Raw genomic sequence first — 14,227 nt, 5'->3', positions numbered from 1 at the left:
AGTTGATCTCTTAGGCAGCGAGCGAGGCGATGGCCTCCTCGTAGACATCGAGCCCGCGGTTGAGCTCGTCTTCGGTGATGATGAGCGGCGGGGTGATGTGCGCCCGGTTGCCGTGGACGAAGGGCCACACGCCGTTCTCCTTGCAGTATGCGGAGAACTGCGTGATGGGCGCGGCGTCCGCACCGGAGGCGTTGAAGGCCACGAGAGGCTCGCGGGTCTGCTTGTCCTTGACAAACTCAATGGCCCAGAACAGGCCCAGGCCGCGGACCTCGCCGACGATGTCGTACTTATCGCGGATGGCCTCTAGGCGCGGGCGCACAACGCGCTCACCCAGGTCCTTCACGTGCTCGAGGATCTTCTCTTCCTTGAATACCTCGAAGGTAGCAACGCCGGGAGCGCAGGCCAGCGGGTGTCCAGAGTAGGTCAGGCCGCCGTTATAAGGCGTGGTGGACCAGGTTTTCTGGATCTCGCGGGACAAGATGACGCCGCCGAGGGGCACGTAGCCGGAGTTGACGCCCTTGGCAAAGGTGATGAGATCCGGGGTGACGTCGAAGTTCTGGTAGGCAAAGAGCTCGCCCGTGCGGCCGAAGCCGGCCATGACCTCGTCGGCGATGTAGACAATTCCGTACTTATCACACAACGCACGCACGCCAGGCAGGTAGCCCTCTGGCGGGACGAGGATGCCGTTGGTGCCGACGACCGTCTCTAGGATGATGGCGGCGATGGTATTCGCGCCTTCCAAGATGATCTGATCCTCGAGGTGCTTAAGCGCGCGCTCGCATTCCTCCTGCTCCGTGGTGGCCCAGAAGGGCGAACGGTAGCAGTAGGGGCCGAAGAAATGGACGACGCCGCCGTCGCCAGGCTCGTTATTCCAGCGCCGCGGATCACCGGTCAGGGTAATAGCGGTGGTAGTGGCACCGTGATAGGAGCGGTATGTGGACATGACCTTCTGACGTCCGGTGTAGCCGCGCGCCATACGCACCGCGTTCTCGTTGGCATCCGCGCCACCATTGGTGAAGAAGACGGAGCCGTAATTCTCCCCGACCGCATCAACGATGAGGCTGGCGAGCTGCGAGCGGGTGTCATTGTGGAAGGCGGGCGCGATGGTGGAGAGCTTGTCGGCCTGCTCGTGAATGGCCTGGATAAGCCGCGGGTGCTGGTGGCCCAGGTTGAGGTTGACCAGCTGCGCCGCGAAGTCCAAGTAGCTCTTGCCAGCGCGGTCCTGGAAGGTGGCGCCGCTGCCGGATACGACGTCGATGGGGTCAATGAGGTCTTGTGCCGACCAGGAGTGGAAAACGTTGCCGTCCATTGTTATTCTCCGTTGCTTTAGTGAGTGGGGAAGCCGAGGTTGACCTGGGACTCGCTGGGCAGAGGCCAGCGCTCGGTGACAACCTTGCGGCGGGTGTAGAAGTTGAAGGCCTCGGGGCCGTAGATGTGGGTATCGCCGAAGAGCGAATCCTTCCAGCCGCCGAAGGAGAAGGCACCGATGGGCACTGGGATGGGGACGTTGATGCCCACCATGCCTACCTCGATGTTGAACTCGAACTCGCGGGCGGTGCGGCCGTCGCGGGTGAATACGGCGGTGCCGTTGGCATAGCGGTTGGAGTTGATGAGCTCGACCGCCGCGTCGAAGGTATCCACGCGGGCGACAGCGAGGACTGGTCCGAAGATCTCCTCGTCGTAGACGGGCATGCCGGGAACAACGTCGTCGACAAGCGTGGGACCAATGAAGTAGCCGGAGGTGGGAAGGTCGGCCTTGCGGCCGTCGACAAGCACGCTGGCACCGGACTCCTCGGCGCCGGCGATGAAGCCCTCAATGCGCTCCTTGGCCTGGGCGGTGATAACCGGACCCATCTCTGCCTGCGGATCGGTACCGGGACCGACCTTGATGTCGGCGATGCGCTCACGGATCTTTGCCACCAGCTCATCGGCGATGTCACCGACGGGAACGACGACGGAGACGGCCATGCAGCGCTCGCCCGCGGAGCCGAAGCCGGCGGAAATGGCGGCGTCAGCAGCCGCATCCAAGTCCGCGTCCGGCATGACGACCATGTGGTTCTTCGCGCCGCCAAGCGCCTGGCAGCGCTTGCCCAGCGCGGTGGCACGCTCGTAGATGGACTTGGCAATGGGTGTGGAACCGACGAAGCTGACCGCCTTGACCTGCGGGGCCTCGATGAGGGCCTCGACGGTGTCTTTGCCGCCGTGCACGAGGTTCAACACGCCCTCGGGCAGGCCGGCCTCGTGGAAGGCCTTGACAATCCAGTTGGCGGCGGAAGGATCGCGCTCGCTAGGTTTGAGAATGACGGTGTTACCAGCGGCGATGGCCGCGGTGACCATCCACAGCGGAACCATGGCCGGGAAGTTGAAGGGGGTAATGCACGCGACGACGCCGACAGGCTGACGCACCTGGTGGACGTTGATGCCGGTGGCGGCCTGCTCGAGGTACTCGCCCTTCATGTGGTGCAGAAGGCCGGCGCAGAACTCGACGTTTTCGAGGCCGCGGGCAATCTCACCAGCCGCATCGGAGGGCACCTTGCCGTGTTCGAGGGAAATGATCTCCGCGAGCTCGGACTGGCGCGAGGTGATGATCTCACGCAACTTGAAGAACACATCCGCGCGCTTGGCCAGCCCCGTAGAACGCCAGGCCGGCAACGCTTCCTGCGCCTTGGCGACGGCATCTGCCACCGTGGCCGAATCGGCCACGGCAAGCTGTGCGGTTTCCTCACCGGTAGCCGGGTTGAACACCGGGGAAAAGCTCGCGGATTCGGAGACTTCTTGGCCCTTGATAATGTGCGGGATAACTGTGGTCACTGCCACTCCTCTCGTGTGTTTATGCGTGCGGCCTCCGTGCTCACGGCGTATCCAGACCTTGAATGCGCTGAAAAAAGAACACTGTGTCTGGCGCGTTGGCCGCGGCCTCTTTTAAGGGCCTGAGTACTTCTGTACAGGCCTTTTAGGGGAGGTAACACATATTGTGACAGCAGGTACAGTCGCCCAGTAGTCCTAATCTGTTCAGATCGAGTGTCAAAAATGAACACTGTGCACACCGTTTCTAACTTCTAGTGATTGACTGGTATTTTGAATGCCGAGAAGGCCGGCCACAACGGGCCTTGCCCTCCGCCCGAAAGAAAGACTTAACAACCATGAAATCCAGCTCCGTGACGCTGCGGGACATCCTCGCCCTACCAGCGCTCATGCAGGCAAAAACTGAGGTCATCTGCGGCGCGGACAGGCTCGACACCCCGGTGCGCTGGGTACACGTGGTCGATACCGCCCGCGGCGCCGAACTCCTCAACGGCGGCGAATTGCTGCTCACCTCCGGCATCATTTTTGACCGCCCGCCCCGTCAGCAGCGCCACCTCATAGACAGCTTCCACCGCTCCGGGGCCGTGGCCTTGCTCGTCGAGGTCGGCGTACAGATCTCCCAGGTGCCTCCCGCGGTTGTGCACCGCTGCCAGGAACTAGGCTTGCCGCTCATCGCCACCTATGACGAGGTGAAATTCGTCGAAATCACCGAGGCCGTGCACTCCGAGCTTTTGCACCGCCAATTCGAGCAGGTCGAGGCACTGCAGCGCATCAACTCCTCTTTTTGGGGTTTGATGTTCAACGGCGCCCCGCCCGAGCAGCTTGTCCTCCACGCCTCCCGCGAGCTAGAGCTGCCCGTGGTCTTAGAGGATCTCAACCACCGCGTGGTCCTTTACGTCGAGGGGCACTTCCTTCCCTCCCAACTGCTGAGCAATTGGGAGGCCAAGTCCCGCGAATGGGCCGATAGCACCCGCGGCGTGGGCCTGGTGGCCGATCCTGTGAGCGTGCCGGATCCGCACGAACCTGGCGTTTCCTGGGACTTCATCGACATCCAGGCCCAGGGAAATCACTGGGGCAGGCTCTTCGTGCGGCGCACCGGCGAGCGCGATTCCAAGGCCACGCACATCATGCGCCATGCCTCGATGTCCCTGGCCATCGAAAGGCTCAGCGCCCACTCCCCCAATTCCTGGATTGACCTGCGCGAGCGCATGGGCCTCGACCGCTTGCTGCACCACCGATTCACCACCGTCACCGGCCAGAAGACGGTCCTAGAATCCAATGGCTTCCGCACCGACGGCCGTCGCGTCATCGCCCTCGAGGTGCGCTCCGCCACCGAAGGCGAGCCCACCCTGGACCAGGTCCGCGGGGCCTTGTTGCGCATAGGGCCCGACACGGACGTGCTGGTGGCCCCGCAGGAAAGCGATGCCACCCGCATCGTGGGCGCGGTTTCGGTCGACCCGCACCGCTACCAGGTGGGCGAGTTAAAGAGGCGCATGCTGGCAGAGTTCGAGGCCTTGGGCGTGGCACTCAACGTCACCGTGGCGGTGGGGCTGGAGGGGCCCATCGATCTGGGGTCGGCCTTGCACCAGCTCGCGAAGATCGACGAGGAGCTGCCCGCGACCGGCGTCAACTTCCGCGTCATGACGCGTGAGAAGTTGGAGGGGGTTCTGCACAAGCTTCACGACGACGTTAATGTCCAGGCCTTCAGTGAATCCTTACTCACTCCACTCATGCTCCACGATCAGCGCAACAATGGAGATCTGCTGCCTACCGCCCGCGCCATCGTGGACTACCCCACCTCGCGCTCGGCCGCCGCGCAGGTTCTGCATCTCTCGCGCACGGCCCTATACTCGCGCATCTCCACCATCGAGAGGCTCTTGTCGATGGACCTTAACAACGGCAAGGAGTTCTTCGCCTTGAGCCTGGCGGTGCGCGCCTACTTCGGCGAGTAGGCGGAGGCACCAGCTGCGTCAGCCTAGGTCGCCGAGGTAGCCGCGGTGGTCACATTAGGCGCTGCGGAAGTAAAGCGGTGCTCCCAGCCGATTGCACGCTCGAGGACGAAGCCGACCTCAAATACGGATTTCTCATCATAGGGCCGCCCCACTATCTGCACGCCGGTGGGAAGCCCGAAGCGGTTGATACCCGTGGGCACAGCCAAGGCCGGGTGCCGGTTGGCAATGTTGAAGGGAATGGCCAGATAGTCTTTCCAATAATGCTCGCCGTCTGCGTTGACCGTCTCCGCTGGGCCCTGCGCGGGGTACTGGCCCCAGGCAGTAACCGGGGCGAGGAGCACGTCGACGTCGGCAAAAAGCCGCGCCAGCTCCGCCCGGATGGCGCTTTCGCGCTCGAAGGTCTTGTACAGCGGCAGCCGGGCTGCTGCCTGCAGCGTGGTCTCAATGAACTCGCCGATATAGGGCGAGGAAGCCGCTCCCGTTGCCTCCAAGGTGTCCGCCATGACTGGCGCCAAGGTGTGCCCATAGTGCGCGAGAGCGGCCTCCATGATCTCTTCCGTGGTCCAGTTCGGATTGACCGCGGATACCACCGCGCCTTGTTCCTCGAGCAGCAAGGCGGAGCGCTCCACATTCGCCGCGGTATCGACATCGACGTTGAAGTTTCCGAGTGCAGTGGAGTAGCCAATCTTCTTGCCCTGCACCGTGGCGCCAGCCGCGGCTACCTCCACCGGCTTCTTGGGTAGGCTATGCGGATCTGCGGGATGCTGCCCGCTAATCGTGTTGTGCATCAGCAGTGCATCCCCCACGGTGCGTGCCATCGCGGAATCGCTGCGGTACCAATCCATCGTGGAGGGATGAATACCTGGCACCACGCCATAGGGCGCTTTATAGCCAACGACGCCACACATGGAGGCCGGAATGCGCGTCGATCCTCCAATGTCCGAACCCGTGGCCAAAGGCGCATAACCTGCAGCCAAAGCCGCGCCGGATCCACCGGAGGAGCCTCCCGGGCTCATCGAGGTATCCCAGGGATTGCGCGTGACCCCGTGCTCCAAGGAAGCGGTAAAAGTGGCCGCGCAGAACTCCGGGTTGGCCGAGCGCGCCAAGAGGATGGCCCCAGCTGCTCGCAGCCTTTCCACCACGGGGTGATCCTCCACGGCGGTCACCGCGGCGGCCGGAAGCGCCTGGTCCACGTCATAGCCTGCAATCGCATGCTTTTCCTTGATGATGACCGGCACCCCCAGCAAGGGGAACTCGCGGTAAGCGTGCGAATCCTTGCGCCACAGCTCGGTCGCGGCCTGCGCCTGGCGTAGCGCGCCCTCCAGCATTTCAGTGATCGCATTGAGCTCCGGTTCCAGAGCGTCGATGCGCTCGAGGAGGGAGCCGACAACCTCCGTGGGCGTTGTTGTCCCGCGCCGGTATTCGGTGATGAGTTCTTCCGCGCTTAGCTCTGGATAGGACATGTCTGACCTGGTTCCTTTCGGTTCTTCAGCACCACTTTAACAATGGTGGGGAGGTAGAAAATGCTTGGTTCTCTAGTGAATCGGCACTTTCGCGCCCACGGGGGCAGTGTTGTGGTCTGCGGAGTCGATCTCCGGGCGGCGTGCCGGCCCGGTCAGGGCGGAGACTGCAACCATGACCACGAGGTTGGCCACGATGGCGGGGATACCGTTGTTCATGCCCCACAGGTGGAAGCCGGTAATAGTGAAGGCGATGACGATGCCCACGCCGACGAGCATGCCGGCGAGAATGCCCTTGCCGTTGATAAAGGTGGTCTTCGTGCACGACAAAATGTTGGCGGGCGCAAGCTGCACCAACCCGGCGTAGGTCAGCAGGTAGAGGTTGGCCATGAGGTCCGGGCGAAGAATTGCCAGGCCCAAGGACAACAGCAAGATAACCGCGGAGGAACCCTTGCCAACCAGAAGGCGCCGCTCCGGGAGGAAGTCCTGCGGAACCAGGTTGGAGGAAATAAGCGTCGCAATGGAGAGCACGCAGTGTGCGGCGGGGACAATCGCGCAAGAAGTACCAGCGATGAGGACAAAGCCCATGAGCCAACCAGGCAGGGACTGCTGTGCTACTTCCAAGATGGCGGAGTTTTCCTCGCCCTTGTTGATCTCCAGGTGGGTGGCCGCATAGAAACCAATGACGATGGGAACCAGCGTGGACAGCGAATACAAAGGCAGCATCACGTGGTTCTTCGAGACGGACTTGGAGTTCTTGGCCGCGAGGACCGCAGGCCAGCTCTCCGGAAGCGTCATGGCACCCAGGCCGATGCCGCTGATGATAACGCTGGTCAGGAACCAGACCACGCCATAAGTCTTGGTGCCAGGCTCAATGAGCATGAGATTCTGCATGGTGTCCATAACTTCATTGAATCCGCCCTGCGCTGCGTAGTGAACCATAACTCCGATGAGGACAACGACGAGGCCAACGACCATAGCGACGTCCTTGAAGTACGCCGTCATGGACACGCCCTTGAGCCCGGCCCAGGCCACGAACAAGAGAATCAAGACGGTCGAGGCCACCATGCTCAGCGTGCCGGCAGACTTATCGCCGGTGGCAAAGGAGACCATGGTTCCCAGGCCGACAATCTGTACCTGCACGATGGGGACGAAGAAGACCACGGAAACAATCGCGACGGTCTTGGTCAGAATCTTGCTGCCGAATTGGTGACCCACCATGTCCGCGTTGGTGTGATAGTTAAATACGCTTCCCAGCTTCCAGACAATGGGCCCGATGAGGAACATACCGATGTATCCGAGCACCAAGTATGCGGGAAGGTAGGTGGCCGAGACCCCGCCGAGGACCGTAAGTCCCGACATGCCGAGGAAGGTAAAGCTGGTGAAGATCGCTCCAGCTTGGAGGAAGAAGGTGGTGATGGAGCTCATCCCGCGGTCACCGATGGACCAGCCGGAGTGGGTATCAAGGCTGCCGCGGCGGCCCATGAAGCCGAGGACGGCGATGAGGATGATCCCTAAGATTGCTGCAAAAATCACGCGATTGCCTCCTCTTTCGCGCCGGGGGCATCCCCGAGCTCGACTTCATTGCGATAGAGCCAGGACAAGATGAGCGTCGTGGCGATGGACCAGACGACGACCCACATGATGATCACGGGGAAGCCGAGGAATAGGGTTCCGTTGCTATTCATCGGAATTAGGGGGGTAAGTACCAGCGCCAACACGGGCACTAATAGGACGAGGTGTTGTCGGGTGAGATGGGTCATGCGTTACCTCCATTGGTGTCGTGGCATTAATTAGTCTTGCGGAGAAAAACACTGCCTACAAGACACGTTGTGTCAGCATTGCCGGCTTTCGATGACATTGTGTTAACCCTCATGTGAAGAATCATTGTTAAGTCATTGCTAATAACTGGCTGGGCCTTAGCTAGACGGGCCGCGGCGCACGGCCTACTTGAGGTGATCGAGCTCGCCATCGAGCAAGCGCGAGATGATCTCGGTGTGCACCACCAGCCCGTTGACGAGGTCCTCGTCGGAGGTAAACTCCCGCTCGCAGTGCGATACGCCGCCTTCAGAGGGCACGAAGGTCATCACTGTCGGCGCAATGCGGTTGACGGCAACGGAGTCATGCCCGGCCATGGTTTCGATCCTCATGCAGCTGATGCCCGTATTGGCGGCGGCCTTCTCCGTCAACTCGACGCCATCCTCGGGATAGACCTGATGGTCGCGGATGTCGAAGTCGCGAGCCTCGATGGTGATATCGCGAGCACGCGCCACCTCCTCGCAATAATCCACGAGAATCTCGCGCGCCTTCTCGACGTCGGCGCGGCGGTGCGCACGCAGGTCAATGACGAGTTTTACCTCCCTCGGAACCACGATGGGAGAGTTCGGCTCCACGTCGAATTGCCCCACGGAGGTCACAATCTGCTCGGGCTCGAACTCTTCGACCACCTGCTCTGTCTTCAACACCAGCATCGCCGCAGCGGGCAGGGCATCGTGGCGGTCTTTCATGATGGTGGCCCCAGTATGGGACTGTTCCCCGATGACATCGACGTAGAGCTTCTGGGTGTACCAGGACTGGGTCACCGCGCCGATGGCGGTGGCATTCCTCTCCAGCAGGCGCCCCTGCTCGATGTGGATCTCGGCATAGGCCGCCACGCTGGGCGCCTCATCGCTGCCCAGGTAACCAATGGACTCGAGGGCCTCCTTGACGGTGATGCCCTGGGCGTCTTTGATGCTTAGCGTCTCTTCGAGGTCAAAGAGACCGCACATCACCGAAGATCCCATGATGGAGGGAGCAAAACGCGCTCCCTCCTCGTTGAACCAGTCCACGACCGCCAGGTTGTACTTGGGCTCCATCTGCCCAGCTTCCACGCGCTTTTTAATCTCTATCGCCGCATGCAGAGCAGCAATGACGCCATAGCAGCCATCAAACCTGCCGCCTAGTGGCTGCGAGTCAAGGTGCGAGCCTGTGAGCACGTAGTCAGCGCCGTCGACGAAGTCCAGCAGGGCAAAGACGTTGCCGATAGGGTCAATGCGTACCTCGAAACCAGCAGCGCGGGCTTGGGCGCTGAACCAATCACGCAACTGTCCGTGCGGCTTGGTACCGGCCTGCCTGTCGACGCCGTCATGAGACGTAGCACCGAACTCCCAGGTCCGATGGAAATCGTCGATAAAGTCCTGCGCCTCAATCCCGGAGGCTTCCGTGAAGGTGGTGCTCATGTGTGTTTTCCTCTTTCTGCACGATGGGGCCTTAAAGCCAATTAACCATCGCGAGGAAAGCCCAACAAGACTGAAAGTGTCCGGAGGTTCCAGGTGAGAAAGACACTGTGTCCAGGTGCGCGGCCTTAATCTATAACCGGCGTCGCAAAGCTGCGTTCATGCAACCACTCAATGTGTGGCAGGGTATTCATGCCCCACTCGGTGCGGCATTCTAGGAAGGCCTGCGCCACCTCGGCCTCGTCATAGCCGCCGTCCCGCAAGTATTGCCGGAAACCGTTGGCACCGGGCTCCTTGACCCACAGCCACACGAAGTCCTCGAGGGAGTTGTCCCCCAAGAACTCCTCCATTCCGGCGGGGACATACTCCCGGCTTGCGTGAACGCGCTGCGCAAGGTCCTGATCGAAGAAGTCGAAGAGATAATCCAAGCTGTCCTCGAGCTGCCCGTAATGATAAGCATCCATGGTCTTAGTGTTTAGTACTCAGGGACATGCGGTCAACCTCTTCCAGGATCTCGTCCACGATCATGGGGTTATAGTTGCGATCGCGCCGCATGTTCAACAGCTCCTGCTGCGCACCGATGAGGGCAATGCGCCGCGCGGCCAGCGCAATATCACGCGCACGGATGGCCTTTTGAATACGAGTGGAGGCATCCTCACCGTCCTCGTCCTCACCCAGGCGGTCCTCGAGCCACTGCGCGATATTGGCGGTGATCTCCGGATCTAGCTCTGAGAAGTGCTTCTGCATGGCGGAAATCCCGGCGCGGCGCGCTTGCTTGGTGATCTGCATGCGCATCTTGTCTGCCGCCGCCTCGGAATGCTGGGTCAGGTCGAGGCGACTCATCAGCCACGGCAACAAAAGCCCCGGGATAACCATGGTGACCAGCAGCACGGTCAGCGCGATAACGGCCAATTCATGGTGGAAGCCAAAGGCCCCCGAGGGAACGGAAAGTACCAGGGCCAAGGTCACCAGCCCGCGCATCCCCGACCAAGTCATGAGCAAGACCTCTTGCAGGCGCAGTGGCGCCACCCGCGGCTTTCCGCGCCGCAGGTTTATCCGGTAGTAGACATACATCCACACCAGGCGCACGAGGAAGGCCACGAAGGACAAGATGACGCCGACGAGCACCGAGTGCCACAGGTCCGCGCCGACCTCCGCGACGGCATCACTGACGTTGAGGCCGATAAGCCCAAAGGCCACGCCGGTAAAGAGCAGCTCGATGGTCTCCCAGAAAGACTGCCCCGAGAGCCTGTCCTCTGCCTGAATATCAGCCCGGGAGCTGAGTTCGACGGCGGCGATGACCACGGCGATAACGCCCGAGGCATGGATTTCTTCGGCGAAGATATACACCGCAAATGGCACCACCCACGTCAGCGCGTTACGGGCATTGACCTCGTGCACGCGGGTGATAAACATCGCGGCCAGCCTGCCAGCCACCCAGCCGAGGATGCAGGCCACCGCCGCCGAGTAGATGAAATTGACAATCGCCCCGCTCCAGGTGAGCTCCCCCTCATTGACCACGGCCATGAGCGCCAGGTGGAAGGCCACGATGGAGGCGGCGTCATTAAAAAGGCCCTCTGTCTGCAGGGCGGAGATGATACGGCGTGGGATGCCGGCGGGCTCCGCCACCGCCTCCACGGCCACCGGATCCGGCGGAGCGATGGCCGCACCAATGAGAATCGCGCCGGCGAAGCCCAGGCCAGGCAAGAAGGCAAAGGCCGTGAGCCCGACGGCGAAAGTGGTGGCCACCACCAGAAGAACCGAGAGACTCAAGATGGTCACCCACTGCTCGCGGATGACTCCCCACGAGGTGCGCCGCGCCAGCGCCCACAGCAGCGGCGGCAGGAAGATGGGAAGGATCAACTCAGCGGGCACGTTCAGGCTCGGCAGCGCCGGCGTAAACACGGCGACGGCGGTAAGGATGGTCAGCAGGGCCGGCCAGGGCAGGCCGATTTTATCCCCCACCGCGACCACGACCACCGTCAACAGCATCAAACCGATGAGTACTAGAAGGACTTCCATTTCACTCTTCTCACTTCACCCGCGGTTTCTACAAGAAATAGAGTACTGCCTCACGGCCCTCGATGGAGGGCGACGCCTGAAGTAATGCTTCATGTACTACTGCGGCCGCCACACATAGGGCTCGCGCGGAATATCAAGCACGTCAAAGCCCTTGAGCAGCTCGGCGGTATTCTTTGCTTCGCTGCCCAGGGAGGCCGCCAACTGGGCAAAAACCTCCCCCAAGGTGTGGGTCTTAAGCAACTGGCGTAAGGTCACGGCGCCGTCGCGCTTGGACAGGCGCTTGCCGGCTTCGTTAAGCACCAGCGGAACGTGAATATATTCCGGTACTGGGTAGCCCAAGACCTGGGCCAGGTAGGCCTGGCGCGGGGCGGAAGAAAGCAAATCGACGCCGCGGACAACCTGGTCCACGCCCTGAAAAGCATCATCGACCACCACAGCCAGGTTATAGGCCCAATCCTGGCCCTGATCGGCGTTGCCGCCGCGGCGCAGAATGAAGTCATCAACCTCACCTGTGTACTCGCCGCGGAGGAGATCATGAATGCTAAAACTAGACACCTCAGCCCGCAGGCGCAGCGCGGGAACCCGACCCTGCGCGGAGAGCTCCGCGCGCTTGCGAGCCCGCGCCACCTCATCCAGATTGCGGCAGGTGCCCGGGTACTGGCCCGGGATAGCATGCGGGGCCCGCGCCGCCTCCTGGATGTCCTTGCGCGAGCAATAGCACTCATACACGGGCAAACGCGCCAATGCCTGCTCATAGGCTGCATAGCGATCATGCTGGTGGACAACCTCGCCGTCCCAGTCCAGGCCGAGGTTCGCGAGGTCCTCGAGCTGCCGCTTGGCCGCAGCCGCGGTGGAGCGCTGGGTATCGATATCCTCCACGCGCACATGAAAATGACGCCCCGTGGAACGCGCGCACAGCCACGCCAGCAGCGCTGTGCGCAGGTTTCCAAAGTGCAAATCCCCCGAGGGGCTGGGGGCGTAGCGCCCCGCGCCGGGTGCTAGAGCGGAGTGTGCCATAGAAAACAAGTCTACGGGGCGAATTTGTCTCGCCCGTGCATTAGTATCGACACCCATGGATAACGCAGCCGCTACCAAGTATCCGCTCCTCGACGTTGCAAACGCCGAAGCCATCTATACCTACGTCAACAACGGCGAAGCTCCGCTGGAACGAGCACCCCAACTGCTCGCAGAGGTCAACGCCGAGATTGAAAAAGCCTTTTCTGATGACGTCTTTAGCGGCTCCCTCGAAGATTCCGCAGCCCTGTCCTACTTCTTCCTCTCCCGGGAAGCCCTGCGGCGCATGCTCGGCAACGCCCCCAGCTCCGAGGACTACTACTACGTTGCATCCTTGGGCGCCATCACTGGCCAGCCCTCGCTCATCAACATCGGGTATAGCTACTTGGCCGAAGACAGCCTCAACGACGGCGACCTCGCCGGCGCCGAGGCCTTTATAGCCAAGATCAGCGATTCTGACATGGCAACAGCTCTCGAGCAGCGCCTCACAGCCAAAGCTGATCCGCGAGCAGATCTGCGCGAGCGGCTTGCCGCGGCCAAGTCCGGGGACGTCGCAGCCCATGGCGCCGAGTTCCGCGCAATCAACGAGGCCGCGCAGGGACTCGAGCACGACGAGGAATCCCTGCGTATGGTCTTGGACTCCGCGGTAGGCTTCCTCTACGCCTCCGCGGATGCCGGTGCGCGCGAGGAAGTAGCCCGCACCTCTCACGAGTACCTCGATGCCGCCCGGCCCAGCTCCATGCACAGTAGTCTGCCCGCTGCACTGCTTGGCCGCTTCTACCAGGACGCCGCCGCCGGACAGGTCTCCTCCGCCACACGTCTGAGCTTCCTTGACCTCGCAGCGGACTTTTATGGCGAGGCCGGAAACCCCGGCAAAGAGGTTGACCTGCTCTTGGCCCGCGTGATGGAGTACCTCGAGATGCAGCGCACCGAGGACGCCCATGACCTGCTCGGTTCCTACTATGTCAAGGCCAAGAACTCAGGCAGCCTCCTGGCACGCGCACGGTGGATAGCCTTCTTCTCAGAGACACTGCGCACCGTCTCCCAGTCTATGGCCAAGTCCACCCAGGTACTCCTCGACTTCATGGCCACCAACCCTGTGCAGGCTGCCTCCGCGCCGGAAGAGTTCAGCGCCGTAGCCACAGTGGCGGAACTTCTGGGGGACCGCTACGCCACCGCCGGGGACACCGGAAACTCCCGCCGCAACTACGGCATTGCCTATGAGCTCTTCTCCAGCGCCGGCAACGCCCAGGCGCTCGCCTCCTTGCGCGCCAAGGCTTAAGCCCCCCGAGGGTCTCCGAAAATCGGGGTCGCAACCTCACCACAAGCGGGCCGTGATCATCCGTGATCACGGCCCGCAGTGCTGTCACAAGGAGGCCTTAACCAATTTGTGACCTACCCCCATTGCCCAGCAGATTAGCTATACATTTTCGCCATTTTTGCAGGTATTTAATTTACTTAGCTTGGCAAATGGCATTCCGGGGGGAGTAGACTTTTTTGTCATTGCACGAACCGAGCGCATCTTTGGATACCTCCCTAGGCACAAACCTGGGCTCGATTCTTTCGGAATTTTGAGAAGGAGACAGTCAGGAAGAAGGAAGCTCGCTCGAGGGTTGTGCGGTGCACTCACCGCTGCCCGTTTCACTTATAGACGAGAGGTTGAAACTCGTGGATCTTAAACGATCTAAAAAAGAATCCAAGAAGCAGCGCAAACAGCGCCTCAGCGTTGATGATGTCAACGTGGTTACCTCAAAGAAGA

The 14,227-nt window shown here is 61.5% G+C and carries 11 protein-coding genes; 2 read left to right on the top strand and 9 right to left on the bottom strand.

Annotated features, from left to right (window positions below; all coding sequences use genetic code 11):
• Positions 1 to 10: 10 nt before the first annotated feature.
• Together B2696_RS07510 and B2696_RS07505 are read right to left on the bottom strand one after the other, a co-directional pair.
• Positions 11 to 1,309 (bottom strand): aspartate aminotransferase family protein, encoded by a 1,299-nt coding sequence (locus B2696_RS07510; protein ID WP_286954823.1) that lies wholly within the window; start codon positions 1,307 to 1,309, stop codon positions 11 to 13.
• A gap of 17 nt (positions 1,310 to 1,326) precedes the next feature.
• Positions 1,327 to 2,811: a CoA-acylating methylmalonate-semialdehyde dehydrogenase gene (locus B2696_RS07505; protein ID WP_075728945.1), complete on the bottom strand. Its 1,485-nt coding sequence runs from the start codon at positions 2,809 to 2,811 to the stop codon at positions 1,327 to 1,329.
• Between the two features lie 332 nt (positions 2,812 to 3,143).
• Here B2696_RS07505 and B2696_RS07500 point away from each other — a divergent pair, with 332 nt between their 5' ends.
• Positions 3,144 to 4,757 (top strand): PucR family transcriptional regulator, encoded by a 1,614-nt coding sequence (locus B2696_RS07500; RefSeq protein WP_286954820.1) that lies wholly within the window; start codon positions 3,144 to 3,146, stop codon positions 4,755 to 4,757.
• A gap of 23 nt (positions 4,758 to 4,780) precedes the next feature.
• On the opposite strand, the gene B2696_RS07495 is transcribed toward B2696_RS07500, so the two are convergent.
• The 7 genes from B2696_RS07495 to gluQRS form a co-directional block, all read right to left on the bottom strand.
• A complete protein-coding gene (locus B2696_RS07495; RefSeq protein ID WP_286954817.1) occupies positions 4,781 to 6,220 on the bottom strand; it encodes an amidase in 1,440 nt (479 codons plus the stop codon).
• Between the two features lie 72 nt (positions 6,221 to 6,292).
• Positions 6,293 to 7,753: a sodium:solute symporter family protein gene (locus B2696_RS07490; protein ID WP_286954815.1), complete on the bottom strand. Its 1,461-nt coding sequence runs from the start codon at positions 7,751 to 7,753 to the stop codon at positions 6,293 to 6,295.
• A complete protein-coding gene (locus B2696_RS07485) occupies positions 7,750 to 7,980 on the bottom strand; it encodes a hypothetical protein (RefSeq protein ID WP_286954814.1) in 231 nt (76 codons plus the stop codon). Before B2696_RS07485 ends, B2696_RS07490 begins: the two co-directional genes overlap by 4 nt.
• Before the next feature lie 183 nt (positions 7,981 to 8,163).
• Positions 8,164 to 9,435 carry a M20 family metallo-hydrolase gene (locus B2696_RS07480; protein ID WP_141256016.1) on the bottom strand — a complete coding sequence of 424 codons (1,272 nt, stop codon included), beginning with the start codon at positions 9,433 to 9,435 and terminating at the stop codon, positions 8,164 to 8,166.
• A 125-nt stretch (positions 9,436 to 9,560) separates the two neighbouring features.
• Positions 9,561 to 9,896 carry a hypothetical protein gene (locus tag B2696_RS07475; RefSeq protein WP_286954812.1) on the bottom strand — a complete coding sequence of 112 codons (336 nt, stop codon included), beginning with the start codon at positions 9,894 to 9,896 and terminating at the stop codon, positions 9,561 to 9,563.
• Positions 9,897 to 9,900: 4 nt separating this feature from the next.
• Entirely contained in the window at positions 9,901 to 11,454 is a 1,554-nt protein-coding gene (locus B2696_RS07470) for a cation:proton antiporter (protein WP_075728940.1), read from the bottom strand.
• A 96-nt stretch (positions 11,455 to 11,550) separates the two neighbouring features.
• On the bottom strand, positions 11,551 to 12,471 hold the full coding sequence (gluQRS, locus tag B2696_RS07465) for a tRNA glutamyl-Q(34) synthetase GluQRS (protein ID WP_286954809.1): 921 nt from the start codon (positions 12,469 to 12,471) through the stop codon (positions 11,551 to 11,553).
• A 55-nt stretch (positions 12,472 to 12,526) separates the two neighbouring features.
• On the opposite strand from gluQRS, the gene B2696_RS07460 reads away from it, so the two are divergent.
• Positions 12,527 to 13,750 carry a hypothetical protein gene (locus B2696_RS07460; protein ID WP_276622182.1) on the top strand — a complete coding sequence of 408 codons (1,224 nt, stop codon included), beginning with the start codon at positions 12,527 to 12,529 and terminating at the stop codon, positions 13,748 to 13,750.
• Positions 13,751 to 14,227: the final 477 nt, after the last annotated feature.

The organism is Corynebacterium sp. UBA4397 (assembly GCF_002390965.1).
GTDB lineage: Bacteria > Actinomycetota > Actinomycetes > Mycobacteriales > Mycobacteriaceae > Corynebacterium > Corynebacterium flavescens.
Note: the sequence above shows the minus strand (reverse complement) of the source record. Positions and strands in the feature narration are given on the sequence as shown.